This is a genomic window from Neoluteolibacter marinus (assembly GCF_014904755.1).
GTDB lineage: Bacteria > Verrucomicrobiota > Verrucomicrobiia > Verrucomicrobiales > Akkermansiaceae > Haloferula > Haloferula marina.
Window position 1 is genome coordinate 21835 of record NZ_JACZFQ010000087.1, and the last position, 23969, is coordinate 45803.

Annotated in this window: 16 protein-coding genes; 11 read left to right on the top strand and 5 right to left on the bottom strand. The window is 64.1% G+C overall.

Translation table 11 applies throughout. The features are described from left to right. Positions 1–128 precede the first annotated feature (128 nt). The 3 genes from IG178_RS16550 to IG178_RS16560 all read left to right on the top strand — a co-directional run bounded on the left by IG178_RS16550 (position 129) and on the right by IG178_RS16560 (position 8264). Complete coding sequence (locus tag IG178_RS16550) at positions 129–5744, top strand: LamG-like jellyroll fold domain-containing protein (RefSeq protein ID WP_193213683.1); 5616 nt, start codon at positions 129–131, stop codon at positions 5742–5744. A 400-nt stretch (positions 5745–6144) separates the two neighbouring features. Next, positions 6145–7005 (top strand): hypothetical protein, encoded by an 861-nt coding sequence (locus IG178_RS16555; protein ID WP_193213684.1) that lies wholly within the window; start codon positions 6145–6147, stop codon positions 7003–7005. Between the two features lie 8 nt (positions 7006–7013). Next, a complete protein-coding gene (locus tag IG178_RS16560) occupies positions 7014–8264 on the top strand; it encodes a hypothetical protein (RefSeq protein WP_193213685.1) in 1251 nt (416 codons plus the stop codon). Between the two features lie 25 nt (positions 8265–8289). Here the strand turns inward: IG178_RS16560 and IG178_RS16565 are convergent, their stop codons facing one another. After that, complete coding sequence (locus IG178_RS16565; RefSeq protein WP_193213686.1) at positions 8290–9714, bottom strand: expansin EXLX1 family cellulose-binding protein; 1425 nt, start codon at positions 9712–9714, stop codon at positions 8290–8292. A 100-nt stretch (positions 9715–9814) separates the two neighbouring features. Between IG178_RS16565 and IG178_RS16570 the strand changes: the two genes are divergently transcribed. From IG178_RS16570 to IG178_RS16580, 3 genes are all read left to right on the top strand, one after another. After that, positions 9815–10132: a DnaJ family domain-containing protein gene (locus tag IG178_RS16570; RefSeq protein ID WP_193213687.1), complete on the top strand. Its 318-nt coding sequence runs from the start codon at positions 9815–9817 to the stop codon at positions 10130–10132. 116 nt (positions 10133–10248) lie between these two features. Then, positions 10249–10659 (top strand): hypothetical protein, encoded by a 411-nt coding sequence (locus IG178_RS16575; RefSeq protein WP_226895513.1) that lies wholly within the window; start codon positions 10249–10251, stop codon positions 10657–10659. Between the two features lie 513 nt (positions 10660–11172). After that, positions 11173–13863, top strand: coding sequence for an RICIN domain-containing protein (locus IG178_RS16580; RefSeq protein WP_193213689.1), 2691 nt, complete (start codon positions 11173–11175; stop codon positions 13861–13863). A gap of 102 nt (positions 13864–13965) precedes the next feature. Here IG178_RS16580 and katG read toward each other — a convergent pair whose 3' ends face one another. Together katG and IG178_RS16590 are read right to left on the bottom strand one after the other, a co-directional pair. Next, positions 13966–16221 carry a catalase/peroxidase HPI gene (gene katG / locus IG178_RS16585; RefSeq protein WP_193213690.1) on the bottom strand — a complete coding sequence of 752 codons (2256 nt, stop codon included), beginning with the start codon at positions 16219–16221 and terminating at the stop codon, positions 13966–13968. Positions 16222–16412: 191 nt separating this feature from the next. Continuing rightward, the gene (locus IG178_RS16590; protein WP_193213691.1) at positions 16413–17747 is read right to left on the bottom strand and encodes an SGNH/GDSL hydrolase family protein; all 1335 of its coding nucleotides are present in this window, start codon (positions 17745–17747) and stop codon (positions 16413–16415) included. 229 nt (positions 17748–17976) lie between these two features. Here IG178_RS16590 and IG178_RS16595 point away from each other — a divergent pair, with 229 nt between their 5' ends. Next, positions 17977–19038, top strand: coding sequence for a hypothetical protein (locus tag IG178_RS16595; RefSeq protein ID WP_193213692.1), 1062 nt, complete (start codon positions 17977–17979; stop codon positions 19036–19038). Between the two features lie 21 nt (positions 19039–19059). Here IG178_RS16595 and IG178_RS16600 read toward each other — a convergent pair whose 3' ends face one another. Next, positions 19060–19422: a hypothetical protein gene (locus IG178_RS16600; protein ID WP_193213693.1), complete on the bottom strand. Its 363-nt coding sequence runs from the start codon at positions 19420–19422 to the stop codon at positions 19060–19062. Positions 19423–19593: 171 nt separating this feature from the next. Between IG178_RS16600 and IG178_RS16605 the strand changes: the two genes are divergently transcribed. Further along, positions 19594–20841 (top strand): M48 family metallopeptidase, encoded by a 1248-nt coding sequence (locus IG178_RS16605; protein ID WP_193213694.1) that lies wholly within the window; start codon positions 19594–19596, stop codon positions 20839–20841. Between the two features lie 4 nt (positions 20842–20845). Next, positions 20846–21862, top strand: a complete 1017-nt coding sequence (locus IG178_RS16610; RefSeq protein ID WP_193213695.1) for an aldo/keto reductase — start codon at positions 20846–20848, stop codon at positions 21860–21862. Between the two features lie 101 nt (positions 21863–21963). Here the strand turns inward: IG178_RS16610 and IG178_RS16615 are convergent, their stop codons facing one another. Next, positions 21964–22356 carry a DUF5684 domain-containing protein gene (locus tag IG178_RS16615; RefSeq protein WP_226895514.1) on the bottom strand — a complete coding sequence of 131 codons (393 nt, stop codon included), beginning with the start codon at positions 22354–22356 and terminating at the stop codon, positions 21964–21966. 207 nt (positions 22357–22563) lie between these two features. On the opposite strand from IG178_RS16615, the gene IG178_RS16620 reads away from it, so the two are divergent. Both IG178_RS16620 and IG178_RS16625 read left to right on the top strand, forming a co-directional pair. Further along, entirely contained in the window at positions 22564–23223 is a 660-nt protein-coding gene (locus tag IG178_RS16620) for an outer membrane beta-barrel protein (protein ID WP_193213696.1), read from the top strand. Between the two features lie 78 nt (positions 23224–23301). Beyond that, the gene (locus IG178_RS16625) at positions 23302–23877 is read left to right on the top strand and encodes a hypothetical protein (RefSeq protein WP_193213697.1); all 576 of its coding nucleotides are present in this window, start codon (positions 23302–23304) and stop codon (positions 23875–23877) included. Positions 23878–23969: the final 92 nt, after the last annotated feature.

Below are 23969 nucleotides of genomic sequence, written 5' to 3' on the forward strand. Positions count from 1 at the left end.
CTTTTTCCGCCTGTCCTTTCCTTGGTCAAGGGGCCGGCGGTTGATCCCCCGTCACGATCGTATCGTGGGATGATTGCAGAGGCCGGGTGAGTCTTGCCTGCACAGCCTCCAACGCCATCCCTCCTCCGATGAAAAGATCCCGGTTCCTTCTCGTCGCCTTCCTGCTGCTCGGCATCGCGTTCCTTCTTTTTCACCGGAAGCCATCGAGGGACAAAGAGCTGACGGAGTCGCAGGAGAACGCATCACGCGCCATCGCGGCCGATCACTCCGGGGAGGAAGAGTCGGCTCCGGTGGACGATGCCTCCCCGGTGACGAAATCGACGGCACGGCCCATGCCGGTCGCGGCCGGGGCCGTGGATGTCATCGAGCTACGTGATCCGCCGGTGCTTTCGGACGAGGAGAAGGCCCGTCGCGCGAAACTGGTGCCGAGGATCCCGTTCGAGAAGACGCCGGTGGTCAAGCCGGAGGGCAACGAGTTGCAGGTGATGGTGAAATTCATGGATCCCCTGCGCGCGAGGCCGCTGGACGATGGCCGGGTGAGCTTGATCGCGAAGCAAGCGCCGGCGGAACTGGTGAAGGTGATCGAGGAATTCGGTGTTCGTTTCGAGGATGCCTTCGGCGAGAACTCGGCGAAAATGGCGGCCCTCGTCGCCCGGGCGGAACAGGCTTCGGGCAACGCTCAGGCCGATTTGAACGGCACCTTGATCGCCACCGGCAGCGACCGGTCGCCCGATGGGGCCTTCGCGCTCGCGACCCGCCTGAACCGCCTCCCGCAGGTCGAGTACGCCTACCTGGAAGCGCTCGACCGCCGTCCGTTGCCGCCGGTCGATATCGCGCCGCCGACCGGCAGCTTCGTTGCGAACCAGAATTACCGCAACGCCACCTTCGGTACCCGCGTCGATCTGGCCGCGGGTGAGTACGGCGCGAGTGGCCGCGACATGCGCTTCGGCGATACCGAGTGGGCGGCCAATATCAACCACGAGGATCTGACGGATGCATCCGGCACTCCGCTCATCACCGATGTCACCGGTGGCGTGATGCTCCAGGTGCTGACTTCCAGCGGCGGCAATCCCGCCACACCCCTCGACCATCCCTTGGGCGGACAGCACGGCACCGCCGTGATGGGCATCATGGCGGCGGGCGACAACGGCTACGGGGTCACCGGGGTCGTGCCGGACACCAAGCTGTTCTTCGCCTCCGAGTTCGTGACCGGAGCCCGGCCGGTGGCGTTGGGCCTGCTGGTCGACGAGTGCCGGGCCGGCGACGTGATCCTGCTGGAGCAGCAAACCAATGGTCCGTTCCCGGCCAGCGAATTCAATACCGGCGGCAACGGCCCCGCCGACCTCGATCCGACGGTCTGGAACACCGTCAAGGCCGCCACCGACTGTGGCATCGTGGTGGTCATCACCGCCGGCAACGGCAACGCCGACCTCGACCGTGACACCTTCATCCCGTACCGCTCGCGGGGTGACAACGGGGCCATCATCAACGGCGCGGGAACCTCGAATAACACCCACTTCAAGCTGAACTTCAGCAGCCACGGCACGCCGGTGCACTTGCAGGGCTGGGGTCAAAACGTCGCCGCCACCGGCTACGGCAACCTTGCCAATGTCGATGGCTGGACGGAAACCAGCCTCATCGACGGCCAGATCGGCAACCAGCTCTACACCGGCACCTTCAATGGAACGAGCTCGGCCGGACCGATCGTCGCGTCGGCTTGCGTGGCGGTGCAATCGGTGGCCAAGGCGGAACTCAAGCGGACCCTCAGCCCGCGCGAGCTGCGCCAACTCCTGATCGACACCGGCACGCCGCAGACGCTCGGCGGGGGTGTTTCCAGCGGCATCGGCACGTACGAGGCGGAGTCGCTGACGGTGGCCTCGGTCAGCGGGACCGCAGTGACGACCAGCTCCGGCGGCGGTGCGAGCGGGGATTTCAAGCGGCTGGAAACGACCGCCGTCGGCAACTCGTTCGAGTTCACCCTTCCCAACATCAACCGCGGCTCCTACGTGGTGAAAGTCCGCCAGATCACTTCCAGCGACCTCGGGATCTACCAGCTTTCCCATGACGACAGCGGCGGTGGCTTCACCAATCTCGGCGCGACGGTCGATCAGTACCGGAGCTCCTGTTGCGCGGCCAACGTCGTCACGGTGGGCACCGCGTCGTTCACCAATTCCGGTCCCAAGAAAATCCGCTTCACGGTCACCGGGCAGAACGCCAACGCCGGCAGCAACCGGATCGCCGTCGACCAGATCATCATCGAGGACTCCGTCGGCTGGGGAAAAGTGGGGCCGCTCCCGGACATCGCCGCCGCGATCCGGGAATTGCTCGGCACCCCGGTGGCGCAGACCCTCGATGCCGCCGGCTCCTACACCCAGGCCTTCGACAGCGGCACGCCCGTCCCTGCGGGCGGATGGACCTTGCTCGACGGTGGCCAGCATGGTCGGACCCGGATCGTGGATGGTGCCTTGCGGATGGATACCACCGGGGACGCCACGACCAATGCCGCGATCCTCCACCTCGATCTCGCCGGCAAGTCCGGGGTCTTCCTTTCCTACGACTGGCGGGACAATGGGGATGAAACCAACGCGCTCACGATGGCCGCCCACACCGGCATCCGTCCGGGCGATGGCGTCTGCATCAGCGCCGACGGGCAGACCTGGTACGGCGTCACCGAGTGGTCTCCGCAAAGCCGCACGGACGGAGTCTGGCAGCGCGAGCAGCTCGACCTCGACGCCGCGATCGCCACGGCGGGAATCAGCTACAGCGATGACTTCCGCATCCGCTTCCAGCACCACGACGATTCCTCGTGGCCGTTCGACGGTATCGAGCTCGACAACGTGGTGGTGCGGACTTCTTCCACGGCGGAGCTCGCGCTTTCGGTCCGCAGTCTCGGACTCAGCACGATCGAGGGGGAAAGCCCCGCGCCGGTCACCTTCGCCGTGATCAACCGTGGCAATGCCAGCGCGCCGTTCACGATCAATGAATCGCTTCCCTGGGCGAGCGTCAGTCCCTCCAGCGGCACCGTCCCCGCCGGCGGCAGTGTCAACATCACCGCCACCTTCGACACCAGCGCGCTTTCCTTCGGACTGTTCTCCGGATCGATCGACCTCGCGGGCGTCGATTACATCTGGATCAACGGCGTCGTGCACGGCGCGAGCTCCGGCGATACTTACCGAAATTACGACTCGACACCCCTCGCCACGATCCCCGGTTCCGGACCCGCGGACCGCTATCCGATACCGATCACCGTCAACGGAATGGAGGGCCGGATCGTCAACCTCGACGTCCATCTGTGGGGAATCACCCACACCCACTTCGACGACCTGGACATCCTCCTGGTCGGTCCGGATGGACGGGAAGTGCTGTTGATGTCGGACGCGGGTGGTTCCGATGACCTGACGGACATTTCACTCCTGTTCGACGACGACGCGCCGGGACCCGTCGATAACGGTATCGCCCCGGTCTCGGGCAGCTACCAACCCTCGGATTACAACGGGAGCGGCGATCCCTTCCCTGGCCGGCCGGTTGTCGATTCGCGCAGCACCTCCCTTGCGACCTTCAACGACGCCGACCCCAACGGGACGTGGACCCTGTGGGTGGTGGACGATTTCGCCGGAGACTCGGGATCCATCAGAGGCTACACGCTCTACATCACCACAGACACCGGTCTCGGCGGGATCGTGGAGAATTTCAGCAATAGCAACCTGGACCCGTTCGATCTCGACGGGACGTCGATCCTTTTCACGCCGGACGATTCGGACGCGGGATTCTCCCACGTGCCGAGTGCCATCACGGCGCTGCCGACCACTCATGGTGCGGCCGCGAAGGAGATCGAGCTCACGGATGACAGTTCGGTCCCCTGGTTCACCGGAGCGCAGCCATTTCCGTTCCGCGGGGTGAACCATGAAACGGTGCAGGTTTGCTCGAACGGCTACATCGCGTTCGGCGAGGAATCCCCGGCGATCCCGTCAAACCTGTCCACGTTCCTCTCCCGGCAAGCCATCGCCGCATTGTCCCATGACTTGAATCCGACGGCAGGCGGCACGGTGAAGGCGGAGAATTTCCCCGACCGCTCGGTGATCACTTGGGAGGCCGTGCCGGTATTCAGCACCACCAACTCCAATACGTTCCAGATCGAATTGTTCTACGACGGCCGGATCCGCATCAGCTGGCTCGGCATCGACGCCACGACCGCGGTTGTCGGAATCTCCGCCGGATTCGGGGAAGCGGATATCACCGAGACCGACTTCGTGATCCCGCGCCGCCCGTTCACGCCGGGCCATGTTCCGCACGCGATTCCCGGCATGATCCAGGCCGAGGACTACGACGAGGCGACGTTGCCGCCGCTCGCTTACCTTGACTACGACGCGACCAACAACGGGGGTGCCTACCGTCCCGACGAGGGCGTCGATATCGAGAACTGCACCGATGTCGGCGGCGGCTACAATATCGCCTTCACCGAATACGGCGAGTGGATCGAGCACACCGTGGACGTGGCGAGCGCGGGCCGATACAGCGCCTACGTCCGCGTCGCCAATCCATCCATCGGTGGAGGCTTTAACCTGGAATTCGAAGGCGTCAGCAAGACCGGCGATTTCTACTTCGACCCCACCGGAGCCTTCCAGACCTTCCGCACCTATGTCGTGACCGGCATGTCGCTCGACGCCGGCGTGCAGACCCTTCGTACGAACTGGGCGGCTGCCAACGTGAATCTCAACCACATCACCTTCGTGAAAGAAGATGCGGGCAATGAGCCCGGTCTCGTCGCCCATTGGAAATTCGACGCGTCCTCCGGTGCCGCCGTGTCCGATGCCGCGGGCGATCATGACGGGGCCATCCACGGAGCGACCGGCTGGATGCCGACCGGTGGCGTGAACGGTGGCGCGCTCGACTTCTCGGGGAGTGACAACTGGATCACGGTGCCGACCGACGACCTTCTGAAGCTCCGTGCCCTCAACAATGCCTACACGGTGTCCACTTGGGTCAATCTCGATAGCGCGGCCAACCAGGCGATCCTCTATCACGGGCTCGGCTGTTCCAGTTGGGCGAGCTGGCACCTTGCTGTCGGCCAGTTGGAAGTTGTCGCGGTGGGATTCCCGGGCAGCCTCGTCTTCAGCAGCCGTTCGGCAAACAACTCGGTCGATTCCACTTGGCTGGTCGATCCCTCGCCGGTCGAGACCGGCCAGTGGGTTCACGCCGCCGCCACCTATGACGGCGCGACGCTGCGTTTCTACGTCAACGGCTCGGAAGTCGGGTCGACCCCTCATGCCAACGCGCTCCCCTTCGACAGCCCCGAGAGCAATTTCCACATCGGCGCCGACCCGGGCTGCTTGCCCACCGGCCGCACGCCGATGGATGGCCGGATCGATGACGTCCGCATCTACGTCCACGCCCTCACCGCGCAGGAAATCCAGGCACAGGCGTACGCCGGCCTCCCGCCGGGTGAGGACCGCGACCACGACGGCCAGTCGAACGAGGCCGAGATCGCCTTCGGCACCAATCCGTTCGATCGCACCTCGGTCTTCCTGCCGGAGGTGTCGAAGACCGCCGGAGGGGGCAACCTTGTCGAGTTCCCCGGAGTCACCGGGCATTCCTACCATGTCCAGTACTCGCCCGATCTCTCGGTGCCCTTCACCACCATCGCCAGCTTCAACCCGGTCGCCGACGGCCCCGTGAGTTTCACCGATACCGATTCGGTCCGGACCTCGGCAAGCAAGGGCTTCTACCGGATTCTCGCGCCGTGAAGCGTGATATGTCTCCATGAATCCCCGGATCAGTGCTCCAGGCCGGATAACGGCACATCCAATTAAGACTCATCTGAAATACGCTCAGGAATCCGGGTGCGAATTGGCTCCGAGGGCGTGAGGCATGATGACCAAATGTGTATTAATAAGAACTGACTAAGAATTATCTGTAATAATCAATTATTCTAATAGTTACCATTCGATGAGATTAGAGATTCTTCTTGGCATGAAGTGTCATATCACTAATCATCTCAAGCTACTGTAAGTGGCAATGGTTTCCAATTCTTCTCCCCAATTTGGAAAGCAATCACGAGAACTTGTTGGGTCTCGCGTAGCTGAACGACGAGTCCTTCATCGAGGAGACGGGGCCCGGCCGAAACCGGCGGCAGAACACCGTGGAATGGTTTCCATCTTCGTGATTCTTGCCGGTCTCTTGTCGTGTGGCTCGATTCTTCGTGCCTCCCCGAACATCTCGGAGGTCGATCGGTTCGGATATTTTTCGAACGCGGGATGGGTCGATTTTCGGGGACACCAAGATGAAGGTGTCGTGGCAAGCGACTTCTGTTTGGGTGGGTATGCCTACGCGGCCAATTTGGGTTGGATCAACTTTGGAGATCAAGACCCTGAGAATGGCTATGAATACGGCAATACGGACGGGATGGATTTTGGCGTCAACGTGGATCAGGACGGTGGGTTGACGGGGTATGCGTATGGCGGGAATATCGGGTGGCTTCTTTTCGAACAGTCGGAGGGGAAACCCCGGCTTGATTTTTCCACGGGGAAACTTCGGGGCTTCGTTTGGGCTCCGAATGTTGGATGGCTCAATTTTGAAGATGGCGACGTTCGGGTCACCGCTCTGGTTCGTGTGGATGGCGATGGTGACGGTATCTCGGATGCGTGGGAGTACCGACACTTCGGTTCCCGGAATGTCGCCAACTTCATTTCCGACTATGACCACGATGGTCAATCGGATCTCGCCGAATACCGCGCTGGAACAGATCCACGGTTGGCCCAGTCACGTTTCAGGATTCTGTCTCAGGCCATTGACCCGGCGGCAGGGTTGGCCTCGCTCACATTCCAGAGCAACCCCGGACGTCTCTACCGGATCTATCGGACGGATCATCCGGTGGCATCGTGGTCGCCGGTTTCGGCGGATTGGTCACCAGGGGATCCGGGAGAATCAAGTAGCAGAAGTTTTTCGTTTCCCCCGGGTTCACGGCACTTCTTCCGTGTCGAGTCGGCCCTTCCCCTCAGTCCCTGATTAACCTCATGAAAATCCCGTTCTTTCTCATCCCACTCATCTCGACGGTCCACGCCCAGGGTCCACTGGTGCCTTCTGGACCTCCCGGCCCGACCCAGAAGAGCTTGCAGGAAATCTGGGACCGAATCGGCGGTCTCGAAACCCTTGTCGTCGACCAGCAGCAACAGATTTCTCTTTTGCAACAGCAGAACACGCTGCTTCTTCAAGCTGGTAACGTGGAACTCGTCTGGAGGTACGAGACCGCTTCCACGGATAGCCCTGTTGGTCCCCTTTCGCTGGCGTTCAGTCCATCGGGTGTGCCCGCCATCGCCTACTGTGACGGAGCCTCGGGTCACTTGAAATACTGCTCACGATCCACAGGCGGTTGGATAGTGACTACCGTGGACACACTAGCTGGAAGCCTTGCTTATCCCTCGTTGGCTTTTGCTCCCTCCGGGAAGCCGGTGATTGCATTCCATCGGGATGGGGACGCTGGCTCAGGGAACGGATTGGCTGTTGCCACCTATGACGGTTCTGTTTGGCAAATCGCGAACGTGGATGAAGGCGACACTGGGTATCGGCCTTGCCTTGCCTTTTCGCCGGATGGTCTTCCGCACATCGCATATGACGATACCGAGGACAACGGGATTGGCTATGCGGTTGACGCAGGCGCGGGGAGTTGGACCGCGAGCACGATCCCGGCACCGGGGGGGAGGGCGCCGTCACTGGCTTTCGGTCCGGAAGGACAACCGGCGATTGCATTTCAGATCGGATCCTACTCCTTGTCTCTTCAGCTGGCGCGATACTCGGCCGGGATCTGGAACACAGAAGTCATCGTCGAGCGAGATCCGGAGGGGGAGGTGACAGACGAATTCGGAGCGGTGTGTCTTGGATTCGGTCCCGCCGGGCTGCCGGTGATAACCTATGACTATTATGACGCGGGTGGCTATTTGTTCTATTCAACGATGGACCAGAACGGCGTGTGGCATCCGACTTCGATCAGCACCGGTTCGGACTGGGGCTTTGTAAGCTCCTTTTCGTTTGGCCCAACTGGAGAGCCGATGATCGGATTCACTGTGGATAACGATGACGGGTATGAGTCGAACATTGCGTTTGCAGCTCTTCATGGAGGGCTGTGGACCTCCGAGTATCTGGGAATCACGTTGTCGGACAAAATTGATTCAAGTCGAGCTGTGTTGTCGCTGGCTCCAGGCGGGCAACCTGCCATCGCATTTTCGAACGGGTCCGTGAGGTTTGCCGAGAAAGGTCCATATCGATAGGGTCGCGAGCTTTTGAAGTTGCGGATCACTTCGTCTCGACGCGGAGGAACGCGGTGTTGTCGCCCAGGCTGAACTCGTATTCGAGTTCCCCGCTGGAATTCACGGAGAGTCCGGGAAGGGCGAAGGGAAACGGATCGAAGTCCACGAGGTCGGTGGATTTTCCGAGGCCAAGCGTGAGGGTGAAGTTCCCACTTGAGGCATCGCGCCGGAGCAGGGGCGTGTCGATGTGGAGCGCCTGGACCTGCTCCGCGGTGAAGAGACCGGCGGAATTTGCAGCGGCATAGTAGGTGTTCACGAGGTCGGGTTGGGAGACCTGCCAGTCGAAGCCGAGGTCGGCCATCAGCGCCTCGGCACCGTCGTTGAGGCCGTCGGAATCGGTGTCGTCGGCGGTCGACAGGCCCTGGCCGGTGAGGAGGATGTCATAGGAGGCGAGATCGGGATCGGTCGAGCTGCTGGCGATGTGGATGGCCGCGGTGCGGAGACCGGGAGTGGAGGTCGCGAAGGAAATCGTGAACGTGGTGGCGGCGCTGGCGGCGAGCGTGGTCGCGGGCGGGGTGGTGACCGAGAAGTCGGTGGCGTCCGTCCCGTCCTTGGTGATGCCGATGCCGGTGAGCTCGACCGCGCCGAGGTTGCGGATGGTGAATTCGAGCGAAGTCGCGGCACCGTCGATGGAGTTGCCGAGATCGACGGACGCGCCGTCATCCACGGGGGAATCGGCTGGCTGTTCCACGACGATGTCCTGGTCGCTGACGGGCGGGAAATTCCCGCCGCCGTTCTGGCCGGTCGAGGTGGCGGCAAGGGTCAGTCCGCTGGAGACCACCGTGTTTTCGAAGATGTCGGTGAGGCGGATGGTGAAGGGCTCCGCGATGGAGGAGCCGGGAGAAAACGTGAAATGATTGTCCGCGGTCCGGGTCATGGAGACGTAGCCACTGGCGTGGAAGATTTCCATCGTGTCCACCGGGTTCACGATGTTGGCCGCCTGGAGCTTGAGGTAGAAAGGATTGCTGCCTTCCGAGTAGAAATGCACGGGTCCGGGGGTGCCGGGGGCGGACACGAGACGCCATGAAATCGGGTGGATGCCATCCGGGGAGCCGGTGATTTCCGCGAAGGGCACCGGCCCGAGATCGAGGGCACCGGAGGGACATTCGGTGCAGAGATCGACGATCTGAACGACGGCGGTGCCGGCGGAACCGGTGACCTCCACCCAGGCACCACCCCACGCGGAGCCGTCCCACTGAGGCGCGTTCAAGGCGGCGTAATAATCCGACACTTCTCCGGCGGGCAGGCTCGCCGCGCCTCCGCCGGGAGTCATGGTGTAGGTGGTCGCATTGCCGTTGTAAGTGACACCGGGCGTGATCTGGCCGGAAGAGTTGACGGGAAAGGCGAAGGCGCATGGAAATGCCAGCCGGAGCAGGAGCGAGACGGTGTGGAAGCAGGAGCGGGGTTTCATGGCGGTAGGGTATTCCCTCTAGCACGCCGCCGCGGCCTGCGCGAGGTGGAAGCTGGCGCGGCGGTTGCGAGCCGGCATCCGGCCTGCTTTTGATGGTGGCGTGTCCGGGCTTTCCAAACTGGGTGAAGCGATGTTCGACGAGGCGATCGCCTCGGGGAGCCTCGTGCCACCGGCGGCGGGCACGACGATGGACCTGGAGAGCTACTTCCAGTCTCCCGAGGAGTGGCGGGCTGGTTTCGCGATGCTCCGGGGACAAGGATTCACGCCTCCGGTGATAGGCCTGCTCAAGGAGGCGGAGGAGCTCGAGGCATCGCTCGCGAATTGCAACGATGCCGCGGAACGCATCCGTCTCCGTCGCAGCGTCTCGGAGCTTCGCGCGCGATTCCAGATGGCGCTCGAACGGTTGAGGGGCGGGTAAGCGGTCGGACCCGTGGGTGTTTGACGTTTCTGGATATTTCGGATACGTGACCTGCCGTGGAAGCTCCGCCATCGCGTCCTGGATCTGCCGAGCCGTCGGAAGACGAGCTGCGCGGCATGATCGAAGAACGGGAGCGCGAGAAGTCGGCGGTCTCCAACGAATGGCGCCGGCTCTCCACGCGGGTGTTGCTGGGTGGTCTGGCCTTCGTGATCCTGGCGTTCGTGTCCATTCCCGCGGGTCGGGATCTGATCGGCATGATGTTCCGCGAAACGTCCGAGCCCCCTCCGGCCGCGCCGCCATCGGCACCCGCGTTGTTTTCGCTTCCCGTGCCGGCGGAAGATCCCGATGCCGTGGCCTTGAAACGCGCCGCGGGGATTCCTCTGAATTCGGAGCTCCACGAGGACGGCAAGGTCGTCGATCAGGAGGACATCCGTTTCGCCATGGAGCTGATGAATTTCATGCAGGGCGCGCCACCTTCCGGCAAGCGGAAGGCTGAGGGTGCCCCTGCCAAAGCGGCGGGAGACTGAGCGCCGGGCGATCGTTCCAGCCGGATCCCCGTTGCGGGGAGTAATTCACGAACCAAGCAATCCCGGGGATTGTTGCGTGCTTGTTAGATGAGGGGTCTTGTGCCGGTGATAAACCGGATCGAATCCCGTCCGGCTTCGAATTCATGGGGGTGGTTGCTTCTACTCAGTTGGGGAGCTGTGCGGAGCTTCCTGTTTTCGCAGCGTTGCGAGTATGGGATGGCGAACTTTTTCCTTCGTCTCCCGTGTTTGCAATACATTGACAAAACCACTATGAAGAAATCCAAGGTAGATATCATGGAGTCGGGCGTGTCGGAAGTTCGCGATCGACGGAGGGCGGGGCGTTATGTGCCGGCTCTCGCGGTGCTGTGTTTGATCCCGGTCGGCATCGGGCTTTTCGGGGGCGCTGGAACCGGTCGTCCGGGCGAGCCGGGTCCTGCTGCCGCCCCCGGGCGGGTGAAGGCTGGATCCGATGCGGCAGCGGCCGCCCCGCGGGTTCCTGCGGGAGAGCCCGTCATGTTCCTGCCCGCTCCGGCGGACGAGGCGGGTGCCGTGGCCGCCTTGCCCGAGCGACGGTTGCTCGGATCGGCGTGGGACCTCGATCCCGATCCCGATCTCGCGGCCTTCGCCGGTTGGACCAAGCGCTTTCTCGAGGCCGCGACGGAGGAGCGGATGGAGATGGAAGCCGAAGGGATCGAGCTGGCGGAGCAACGTCGCGGGGCTCTTGCCCTGCATATCATGCGGGATCCCCGCCGTGCCCTGGCCGCGGCACTGCCGCTTGAGATCCGCGACGTCCTGCCGGAAGGAATGGCAGGCCTGTTGGAGGAACGTGTCGATGCGATCGGCGACACCGGCCACGTCTGCGCGCTGCCCCGGCCGGGCGAACCGGTGATCGATCATCCCGATTTCGCGGCCATCAACGATCGCTACTACGATGCCTATCGTTACGGGCAAAGTGCCGGGATCGATTTTATCGACGACGGGTCGATCCACGGCATCGCCATCGGCGACCGAATCGCCATCCTCGATAGTCCGCTGCGGCAGCTGGAGCCGGGGGAATCCCCCGTCGGAAAGGTCTCCGACCTGAGCCAGCTCGATCCGTCGCATGGAGATCATCCCGTGGAGACCGACACGGAGCATACGGTCTATCAGTTCGGCGGCGATCAGTATGGCTCCACCTGTTGCGAGTCTCACATCCGCGCCTTGGAGGGGAATCTGCTGACGGCCGCTTCCGAGCGGCGGAAGACGGACGACCTCACCGCGGGCTGGGATCCCGGCTCGGAGGTGCATTACCTCTCTGCCGACGGCGGCGGTGCGGGGGAGAGCGGATACCTGAACCGGCCTTCGGTGGGCCACACCCACGGGACGAAGAAGGTCCTCGTCTTCCGCGCCAACACCCCGGGGCATCCGCTTGCGTCGAGCGTGACCAACGACAGCAGCTTCAGCACGGCCCTGAGCGCCGCGGTCGCCCGCTATCCCCTGATGTCCTACAACAAGATGTCACTGCAGTCGACCTACACGCCGGTCTACAACCTCTCGTCGAGCTTCGATGCCACTTACGACATCCAGGCGATCACCACCGAGTGCCAGTCGATCGCCGCGGCGAACGGCTACAACCTCTCCGACTACGACTGCTTCACCACCGTCGTCGCTCCGGTGGGTGTCGGTTGGGCTGGCTTGGCTTCGGGGAACCGGATCCACATGAACAACAGCATGGGGCAGGACATCTTCATCCATGAGTTCGGCCATTTCCTCGGCCTCGGCCACGCCAATTCCTGGGGCAGCAGCGACGGGGATTCCGCCTCGCCGAACCACGTCCATTACGAATATGGCGACCGCTCCTGCTGGATGGGGATCGGCTATGGCAACGTGGCTCCCACCCGCACCTACAGCATCAACTCCCTCAACCGCCTGCGCTGGATCCCGGACGCACGCATCCAGTCGGTCACGGCTTCCGGGACCTACACGGTGTATCAGAATGATGGCAGCATCGACCCGAACTCACAGGTCCGCGGCCTGAAGTTCTCCCGCGATGACGAACACACCTACTGGCTCGGCCTCATTTCGAACAACGTGGTGTCCCCGCTGGACGCCTTCGGGAACGGCCTCTCCGTCCGGCTCCAGCGATACGACCAGAGCTCGACGACGCTGCTGGATCTCAACGACCCGTCTGGCGGCATCTACAACTCGCCGCTGACGGTGGGCCAGACCTTCTACGATCCGACCGCGGATCTCTCGATCAAGCTGGTGTCGCTGAACGGCACCAACCCGAACCGCTCCGCGCAGGTGCAGATCACCTTCGGCCCGCGCTACTCCGGCGGGATCCGGCCGTTGACCCACGGCGGGATCTACCGCTTCGCCAACGGCTACAACACGGGCATCTGCCTGGGCACGACGAACGCATCCTCGAACGGACTGCCGGTTTCCATGCTCACCGCGAGCGACACGGACGCGAACCAGCAATGGGTGGCCGTGTGGAACGGCAGCGACGGGACCTACAGCTTCAACCTGCGGGGCACCGACAAGTGGTTGACCGTGCAGAACAATGGCACCGGCAACGGGACCAACATCCTCCAGTCGACGGCCACCTCGGGCGACTCGCAGCGCTTCAAGGTTTTCCCGCGCAATGGCGGGGCGGAGATCATCCTCGGCAAGTCGACGGGATCGGGCGATGGCACGACTTCCGTGGTCGACATGGCGCAGGGGAACAGCGACGTGCTGCTGTGGAGCTACAACGGCGGTGTCGCCCAGGGCTGGGTGGCCGAGATGGTGGGCATCACCACCAGCCAGTCCTACCGCATCCTCTGCGACGTGGCGGATCGGCAGGCGATCGAGACCGACGGTGGCAATCCCGCCAACGGTGGGGTCGTGCGCATGTGGGAGTGGGGCGGCGGCACCCATCAGAAGTGGAATGCCGAAGCCAATTCCTCGGGCACGCTCCGCTTCACCAGCGCCTCGTTTCCCGCGAAATCGCTGGATCTGAACGTCGGTGCCGGCAGCCTTACCACCTGGCATAGCGGTGCGGGCTCGAACCAGCGCTGGAACATCCAGCGCCTCGGCGGCTCGTGGTTCCGGATGATCTCCGACGCTGAGCCGACGAAGAGCGTGGACGTCACCGCCAACGGTGCGAACGGTGCCGGGGTTGTCGTCTGGCAGCATCACAGCGGCAGCAACCAGCGCCTGCGCTTCGCCGACTCCGCGAACTGACCTGGTCCCGGACCGCACACCGGTGACGGTCCGGGATCACAAAACATGCCTCCCGCGTTTCCACGGGAGGCATGTGACGGGGCGAAGGGTCTCACCGGGACCTCAGGCGAGGTCGAAGCGGTCGAGGTTCATGACCTTGGTCCAGGCCGCGACGAAGTCGGCGACGAATTTCTCCCCGCTGTCCGAGCAGGCGTAGACCTCGGCGAGGGAACGCAGGACCGAGTTCGAGCCGAAGACGAGATCGACGCGGGTGGCCGACCATTTCGGCTGGCCGGTCTTGCGGTCGACGCCGGCGAAGGCGTTGCCGCAGGGCGAGACCTGCTTCCACTCCGTGGCCATGTCGAGGAGGTTGACGAAGAAGTCATTCGTCAGCTTTCCGGGCCGGTTGGTGAAGACGCCGTAGTTGCCGCCGTCGGCATTGGTGCCGAGGACGCGCATGCCTCCGATGAGCGCGGTCATCTCGGGTGCGGTGAGCGTGAGGAGTTGGGCCTTGTCGATCAGCAGGGCCTCGGCGGGGACGGCGTACTTGCCCTTGAGGTAGTTGCGGAAGCCGTCGGCGATGGGTTCAAGCACCGCGAAGCTTTCGGCATCGGTCTGCTCGTCGGTGGCGTCGGTGCGGCCCGGGGCGAAGGGCACGGTGACGGCGTGTCCGGCGTCCTTGGCGGCCTTTTCCACCGCGGCGGAACCGGCGAGTACGATGAGGTCGGCCATGGAGATTTTCTTGCCGGTGATGCCGCTGTTGAAGTCGCCCTGGATGGCCTCGAGGACTTCGAGGACATGGGCGAGCTGCGAGGGCTGGTTGACCTCCCAGTCTTTTTGCGGGGCCAAGCGGATGCGCGCGCCGTTGGCCCCGCCGCGCTTGTCGGAACCGCGGAAGGTGGACGCGGATGCCCAGGCGGTGGAGACGAGTTGGGAAACGGTGAGACCGCTTCCAAGCACCTTCGACTTCAGGGTGGCGATGTCGGTTTCATCGACCTGCGGATCCTCGGCGGCGGGAACCGGATCCTGCCAGATGAGGTCCTCGGCGGGCACCTCGGGGCCGAGGTAGCGGGACTTCGGGCCCATGTCGCGGTGGGTCAGCTTGAACCAGGCGCGGGCGAAGGCATCAGCGAACTCGTCCGGGTTTTCGAGGAAGCGGCGCGAGATCTTTTCATACGCCGGATCGGTGCGCAGGGCGATGTCGCTGGTCAGCATCGTGGGCAGGCGCAGCTTGTCCGGGTTGGTCGGATCGGCCGGGTCGGGGATGCACGGCTTGGCATCCTTGGCGACCCACTGGTGGGCGCCGGCAGGGCTCTTGGAGAGTTCCCATTCGTAGCCGAAGAGGTTCTCGAAAAAGTAGTGGCTCCACTGCGCGGGCGTCTGCGTCCAGGTGACCTCAAGGCCGCTGGTGATGGTGTCGGCGCCCTTGCCCGAGCCGTAGCTGCTTTTCCAGCCGAAGCCCTGTTCCTCGAGCGGCGCGGCCTCGGCATCGGGGCCGACGTGATCCGCGGGCCCGGCGCCGTGGGTTTTTCCAAAGGAGTGGCCGCCGGCGATGAGGGCGACGGTTTCCTCGTCGTTCATGGCCATGCGCCCGAAGGTGTCGCGGATGTCGTAGGCGGACTTTAGCGGGTCGGGATTGCCATCGGGGCCCTCGGGATTGACGTAGATGAGCCCCATCTGCACCGCGGCGAGCGGGTTCTCGAGGTTGCGGCTGTGATCGACGCCGCTGTCGTCCTCGCCGACGAGGACGCCTTCCCCTCCGACGCCGGGAGAACCTTTCGCGTAGCGCTCATCGCCGCCGAGCCAGGTGGTTTCGCGACCCCAGTAGACGTCCTGGTCGGGCTCCCAGGTGTCGGCGCGGCCGCCGGCGAAGCCGAAGGTTTTGAAGCCCATCGTTTCGAGCGCGACGTTGCCGGCGAGGATCATCAGGTCGGCCCAGGAGATCTTGCGGCCGTACTTCTGCTTGATCGGCCAGAGGAGGCGGCGGGCCTTGTCGAGACTGACGTTGTCGGGCCACGAGTTGAGCGGGGCGAAGCGCTGCTGGCCGCGGCCGCCGCCGCCGCGGCCGTCCCCGGTGCGGTAGGTGCCGGCGCTGTGCCAGGCCATGCGGATGAAGAGCGGGCCGTAATGGCCGAAGTCGGCGGGCCACCAGTCCTGCGAGTCGGTCATCAGCGCGGCGAGGTCGGCCTTCAAAGCGGCGAAGTCGAGGGACTTGAAGGCTTCCGCGTAGTTGAAGTCCGGGGCCATCGGGTCGGACTTGGCGGAGTGCTGGCTGAGGAGTTCGATCTTGAGTCGGTTCGGCCACCAATCCTGGTTGGAGGTGCCGCCGCCGGCGGTGGCGGAGTTGTGGCCGAAGGGGCATTTGGATTCGTCTGACATGGCTTTGTCTCGCTGGGAGGAATGAGGTTTCTGTGGATGCTCCGGAGATTCCCGGATCGTTCGGGTAGCCCGGATCCGGCGGGAATCAAGGGATATCAGCCAAGCAGATCCGGCCGGTGGCATGAAGGATTTGTTTGCTTGCCGGAACGATGGCGGGGACGGGAGCCGGCGCAATCGGGGATGCCTGCCGTTCACGGCGTCACTTCGGCGCGTAGCCGGGCGAAGCCCTTGTCGCCGGTGGCGGGCACGATGGAGACCGTGCCGTCCGCGGCCGTGTCGATCCGTTCCCCGGGCACCGGCGTCCATTCCGTGAGATCCGGCGATTCCTCGGGGACCAGCACGCCGTATGCGGCGGCGGTCGCGGAGGGTTTCCAGGCGAGGGTTCCGCCCGGGACGAAGCTGCCGGACAAGGGTTGACCGGCGGTGCCCGGCGGAGTGTCTAACAGGAACTCCGCGAGGTTGGGGATGCCGTCGCCGTCCGGGTCCTCGTCCGGGCCGGAGCCGGCCAATCCCGCGGCCGCGACATAGTCGAGATAAGGCTGGTCGGGATCGAGGCCGAGGACGTCCTCGAGGATCTCGCGATTGCCGAAGGGTGTCAGTTCGTTGCCGGTGGCGTCCGCGAGGGCCGCGAGGATTTCGTTGGCCACCAGCGCTTGGCCGACGGTCGATACGTGGAACCCGTCGCGGCAGAACACCTGGTCGGGTGGATTGTCATCGTCGCCGGAGAGGGTGAATCCGGTGCCGTTCAGTGAAAACGGGGTTTCGTCGAAGATGCGGTCGGTCAACAGGTCGAGGCGGGCGATCGACGGCGGGTAGTTCTTGCCCGCGGCCCAGGTGAGGATCGACTGGTTGAAAACCGCGATCTTCGCCCGCGCCGCCTCCTGTTTGTCGGGGTCGTCGTAGGTATCGGCGATCTCGGGCGCGGCGCCGATGTCGGGCACGGTGCAGACCACGATCTTCGGTCGTGCGGTGCCGCGGCTGGTATTGACCCAAGCATAGACCGAGTTCAGCCGGTTGAGCATTCCCGTGAAGAAATTGCTGCCCTCGGTGTTGTTGAAGACATCGTCATAGTCCTGCTTCAGGTCATTGGCACCCAGCAGGATCACCACGGCTTGCACCGACCAGATCTCGTCTTCGAGCGCGTCCTTAGTGATCCCGTAGAGCGGCCCGAGTTCGTCCGATCCCGGCTGCCGGTTGAGCAGGTTGACCCAGTTCCTCAGGGTCGTGCCGGGGATGCCGAAGTTCCATTCGTGCCCGCTGTTCCGGAGGTCGGCGTAGGATGCGAGGGTGTTCTCGTAGGGCCCCAGCGAGACTTCCGCGCCACGGAAGGTACGGAGCAGTTCCGTCCAGCTGCGGGTATTCGGATCATCGGGATCCGATGCCGGTGCGGAGAAGGTGGGCTCGAAGGCGTATTCTTCGGTCAAGCTGTCGCCGATCGCCAGCACGCGGAGCGGTGCGGCACTCAGGGATCCCGCGAGAATGGTTGATAGAACGGCGGTTGGCAGGGGGGAGGGATCAGAGATCATTTCGTGAGTGCGGGCACCATAGGGAGTGAGCGGCGGATGCCAACCGATTGTGACTCTGACAGGCGAAGTATCGCCGCCGGCAGGTATGGATGTTAGGCCGTCGCCCTGGCTTTCATTCGGCGATCCGAAAGACTTGGGCCGCTCTCCCGTATGACGGGTGGTGAAGGCGTATCCATGGGCACTTCCGGGACTGGCCGCTGTCATGTGCAGCGGTTGCGTCCGGGAGGTGGTGAGTGAATCCGTCTCCGAACACGCCGTGGTCGAGGGGCTCCGCTATGCGAAGGAGGTCGAGGCGCAGTCGCCGTTCGAGACCGTGGAGATGAGCTGGAGCGAGGCCGACAAGTTGATGCAAGAGCGGAACCGTGACTACATCGTTGCCAAGACCGCCTATCAGCAGGCGGTCGAGGAAAGGCCGGTGGTCCGCAACCTCACGGATGAGGTCAAGAACGCGGTGAGCTTCTCGCTGGGCGATGTGCTCAAGCCGCAGGAGCTGCTGAAAACGCTCAACGAGCCGGTCACCCAGCTGCCCAAGCAGCTCGCGTCTATCGGCAAGCTCAAGGACCTGTCCCACAACATCGAGGGCAGCGCCTGGAAGCACACCGCGGAGTCCGTCGATGCGGAGCTGAAGATGCGCGGGGAAAAGGTCAAGCTGCAGCAACTCCTGCGGACGGGTGAACTCATCGACGCCGAGATGGCAAAGCTGGATGCGGCGCCTCCGCTACCGGCCGATGCCGACCCGAAGTTGTCGAAGGCGCTGCAGGGGTGGCGCGGGGTGCTGCGCGACGAGCGCAGGAAGTGGCTGGGCGAGGTGCGGGATTTCTTCGATGCGGAGTACCGCGACGTCCGCTTCGTCAAGGACGGCTCGGGATTGCCGAACTATCGCGACGCCAATCGCCCGGATCTGACCGAGTGGGACCGTTGGGGATGGCTGCAGCGCTCGAAGGAGCTGGTGGCCGCGCTCCGCAAGGCGCACGACGCCAGCAAGCCGGCGCTGCCGGGCACCCGCGCGGTGACGGAAACGCTCGCGGATATGGTTCATCCCGGCGACAAGGAACCCGAGCCGGTCCTCAAGACCGAGGCCGTCCGCAGCGAGGTGCGGACCCTGATCCAGCATTGGCGTGAGATGAAGCTGGCCCAGGAACAGGCGCTGGGGCTGGAGGCGCAGGAAGATCCGTCGTCATTCGACAGCATCGCGCGCGTCGACAAGCGCCAGGCCATCTTCAAGCTGCGCCAGCAGGAGATCCAGCACTCGGTCGTCATCTGGATGATGGACGAGCAGTGCTGGCAGTAATCCAGGCCGTCGCGGATGCGGCTACTTCTCCGGATAGATGACCGGTGCGGACGCGGTGTCGCCGGACGCATCCAGGCAGGGGTTCGAGCGGTCGGTGTAGCCGATCAGGCAGCCCGCGCGGGTGAAGCAGAGCTCCCGCTCGGTACCGGGCACCAACCGGATGCCCTTGAAGCTCGGAAAGTCGGAGCGGTCGAACTGGCCGGCCCGGACCTTCCAGGTGACGCGCAGGTCGCCCGGCACCTCCTTGACGACGATGTAGGCGGTGTCGGACCAGGATTCGCGCAACGAGATCTCGTGCTTCGATTGTTCGAGGATCCGGTACTGCGGGGCCTGCTGGCCACAGCTCGCGAGCAGGACGGGGAGGAGGAAAAGGAGAGCGCGCATGAGGTTGGTTCTTGAGTGAATGTCGTTGTTCGGGACGAGGGACCTGCCGTTTCCCAGCTTCGGCATGCTAGATCGGAATCGTTCCCACGGCAAATCGAATGACAGCCCTCCGGGTCATCCCGCCACTATCCGCTATTCACCCCGCGGCCCGCGGTACATCCTCGCCGCGACATGGAATGGAACGCCCTCGCCATCCTCATCATCGTGGCCCTGTTCGCGCTGTGGAACCTGGATCTCATCGCGACCCTGCTCAATTTGAAAGCACTCTCGCCGGAGCTGCCCGCGGAGTTCGCCGATGTCTTCGATGCCGAACGCTACGCCCGTTCGCAGGCCTACACCCGCGAGTCCGCCCGTTTTGAAATCATCCACTCGACCTTCTCGCTCGCCGTCGTGCTGGGCTTCTGGATTCTCGGCGGATTCGGCTGGCTCGATGGAGTCGCCCGCAGCCTGGTCCCGGCCGGGATCCCGGCCGGCCTGGTGTTTCTCGGGTTGCTGTTCGTCGGCCACACGCTGGTCCATCTCCCGTTCTCGATCTACGACACCTTCGTGATCGAGGAGAAGTTCGGCTTCAACAAGACCACGCCGCGGACCTTCGTGATCGACCAGTTCAAGGGGCTCCTGCTCGCCGCCCTGCTCGGCCTGCCGCTTGCCGCCGGCATCCTCTGGATCTTCATCCACGTCGGCCACGCCTGGCTGTGGGCCTGGGGCTTCTTTGTCACCTTCCAGCTCTTCCTCACCTGGTTGGCCCCGACCTTGATCCTGCCCTTGTTCAACAAGTTCACCCCGATGGCCGACGGTCCGCTGCGCCAGGCGATCGAGCGCATGGCGGAGAAGTGCGGCTTCCCGCTCGGCGAGATCTCGGTGATGGACGGCTCGAAGCGCTCCACCAAGGCCAACGCCTTCTTCACCGGCTTCGGCAAGACCAAGAAGATCGCCCTCTACGACACGCTGGTCGAGGAACAGACGCAGGACGAGCTGGTCGCCGTGCTCGCCCATGAAATCGGCCACTTCAAGTTGCGCCACATCGTCCAGCGGCTCGCGGTGTCGGTCGTGCAGGCCGCCGCGCTGTTCTTCCTGCTCGGCCTCGTTGTTGACGGCGGCACCTTTTCCCGCGCGCTCTTCGATGCCTTCGGGGTGGCGGAGGTTTCCCCGCACGTCGGCCTGGTGCTGTTCGGGTTGCTCTTCGCGCCCGCGAGCCGGCTGTTGGGCATCGCCGGCAACGCCTGGTCGCGCAAGCACGAGTTCGAGGCCGATGCCTTCGCCGCCGGCGCCACCGGCAAGCCGGAGTCCCTGGTGAGCGCCCTGAAAAAGCTCTCCGCGAAGAATCTCTCCAACTTGACCCCGCACCCGTTCCGGGTCTTCCTCGACCACTCCCATCCGCCGACACTGACGCGGATCCAGGCGCTCCGATCCCTTTGATTCCATGTACACTTCCGATCCTTCCCGCTACGACGGCCGCATGCCCTACCGCCGCTGCGGCGACTCCGGCCTCAAGCTTCCCGAGATCTCGCTCGGCTGCTGGCACAACTTCGGCCACGTCGACGACCAGAACGAAGCCCGCGCCATCCTGCGCCGTGCCTTCGACCGCGGCATCACCCATTTCGACCTCGCGAACAACTACGGCCCGCCCTACGGCAGCGCCGAGGAAAACGTCGGCCGGATGTTGTCCGAGGACTTCGCGTCGCACCGCGATGAGCTGATCATTTCCTCGAAGGCCGGCCACGACATGTGGGAGGGACCGTACGGCGAATGGGGATCGCGCAAGCACGTGCTGGCGTCGCTCGACCAGTCGCTCAAGCGGCTGCGCCTCGACTACGTCGACATCTTCTACTCGCACCGGCCCGACCCCGACACCCGGCTGGAGGAGACGATGTCGGCCCTCGCCACCGCAGTGAGCTCCGGCCGCGCGCTCTACGTCGGCCTGTCGAAGTACCCGCTCAAGATGCTCAAGCAAGCGGTCAAGATCCTCAAGGGGATGGGCGTCCGGCCGATCATCTATCAGCCGCCTTATTCCATCCTCAACCGCTGGCCGGAGACCGAAGGGATCCACGACTGGCTGCAGGAAAAGGGGATCGGCTCGATCGTCTTCAGCCCGCTCGCGCAGGGAATGCTCACCGGCAAGTACGTCGATGGCGTTCCGTCCGGCTCCCGGGCAGCCCGGTCCGACGGCTTCCTCCAGCAGTCGCAGGTCGAGGATCAGCTCGAGAAGATTCGTGCCCTGCACCGCTTCGCTTCCGACCGCGGCCTCAGCCTCCAGCACCTCGCCTTGCGCTGGGTGCTCGGCCAGGGCGCGGTGACCTCGGCGATCATCGGCGCCCGCACGGTCGCCCAGCTCGACGATTCGCTCGCCGCCCTCGAGGCCCCGCCGCTCGACGACGAGGCGCTGGATGTCATCGATCTGATCGCGCCCAAGGTAAAACAGAAGACCGCGGAAGGCTGATTGGGACGATCCGGGCCGGATCATCGCGCCAATTCTCATCGCCGGTGCCTGCTGCCATTCGTGGCAGCAGGCGCCTTTGCTTCAGCCGGGAATTCCGCCGGTCAGGCGGCCGGCGGGCCGAGATAGCGGGCATCCCCGAAGCCGAGGATCGGGTAGAAGATCATCGGCAGGAATGACAGGCCGAGTCCGAAGCCCACGCCCTTGCCGAACCGCTCCGCGAGGCTGATCGCCACCAGGATCCCGATGACGACGTTCACCAGCGGGATGAACATCAGGATGATCCACCACATCGGCTTGCCGGTGATCTTGAGCAGGATCACGGCGTTGTAGATCGGCACGATCGCCGCCCAGCCGGGCTGGCCGGCCTTGACGAACACTTTCCACAAGGCGGCGATGACCAGGATGATGATCAGCAGGCCGATGATGCCCGGGATCGGGGATCCGCTGCCGGCATTGTTGAACTGCTCGAGCTGTTGGAGTTGGTCGGGGTCCATGGTTGGGAGAGGTTGGTTTGAAACGATTTTTGGATCGTTAGATAGAAGACGGCAAACACCGCCGGATGTCGATGAAGAACAGGCGCCGGGAGCTCAGGAGAAGTTTTCCACGGAGATCTGAAACCGGGGCAGCGGGTTCGCGAATGAGGCGCAACCGGATCACCAGCCCGACCTGTTGGAGGGGGCTTGGACCGGGCAAGACACACCATGAAACGAACCATCCTATCATTCGTGCTGCTCAGCGGCGTCGCCCTCGCGGGTTCCAGTTCCAAGGAAGTGATCCCTCCGCCACCCGCGCCCGAGCCGGCGCTGTGGAACTGGTTTGCCGGTGCCAGCGCCGGCTATCTCGTCGACTACGAGGAAGACATGTATCATCTCCACCTCGGGATCGACTTGCCGTCGCGCTGTGAATGGCAGCATTCGGTCTTCCTTGAATGCGGCTGGACCTCGGCGGACGACTCCTTCGTCACGCCGCCGGTCACCGTGGGTGACTCGCAGTTCTCGCTCTATCTCGATTCGGAAGTCGAGATCGTGCCCCTCACCTTGAATTACAAGATCGAGCGCAAGTTCAAAGAGAAGCTGTCGGCCTACGTCGGGGCCGGGATCGGTGTCGCCTTCGTCGACTACGAGGCCACCGCGGCGGCCCTCGGCGGCGGTGGACCGACTGCGAACTTCAGCGACAGCGACACCGTGTTCGCGGCGCAGGTTTTCGCCGGGTTGGCGTATCAGGTCACCGAATCCTTCGACCTCTACGGGGGTGCCCGCTGGATCTACCTCGACGACAGCGACATCAGCGTGGCGCCGGTGGGCGTCGGGATCCTCGAGGACGACGTGCTGGTGGAAGCCGGGTTCCGGGTCAACTTCTGATCCGGATTGGAACATCCCCGATGGCCGCCACGGGACCGCAGGCTTGCGGCGGGCCTGAGGGTTGAGTAGCCGTCGTGGATGTTTCGTCGCCTCCTCCCCCTGCTGTTGATTTCCAGCTCCCTCGACGCAGCCACTGTGTGGGCTTTCGGTGAGCCTGGGATCACCTCGGTGAGCTTCTCCAAGGTGGCCTTCTCCGACTGGACCCTGACGGAAAATCAGGACCTGGTCTCGACCTCGGTCGCGATCACGCGCCAGAACCTGAAAGGCATCTACAACGCGAACGTCGATGCCGGCACCCAGTTGCTCAACGGCACGGCGGCGGACGTGGCGGGAACCCTCTGGGCGTTCGAGGGGCTCAACGGCAACCCCGGCAGCGGCAGCTTCGGCGGCGCCGCCAACCACGCGGCGCTCAGTTTCAACAACTGGGGCCGCGCGGTGGAGGGCAGTCCGCCATCGTCGGTCGGGGTGCCCGGTGTCCTCTACTTGGTCGCGGAGGACGTTTACCTCGACATCATCTTCGACGGCTGGGGCGGCGCGGGATCGGGTGGCACCTTCTCCTACACCCGGGCGGCCGCGGTGCCGGAACCCGCGGCGGCATTGCCATGGGTCGCGGCCGCGGTGCTCGCCTGCCGGCGCCGGAGGATCCGCCGCTAGGGGATCTCGGCGCGGAAGGTCCGGAGGTCGAAGGCGCGGAAGTCGAGCGGATCCGTGGCGCTGCTGCCGGCAGCCGGCTGCTCCAGCAGACC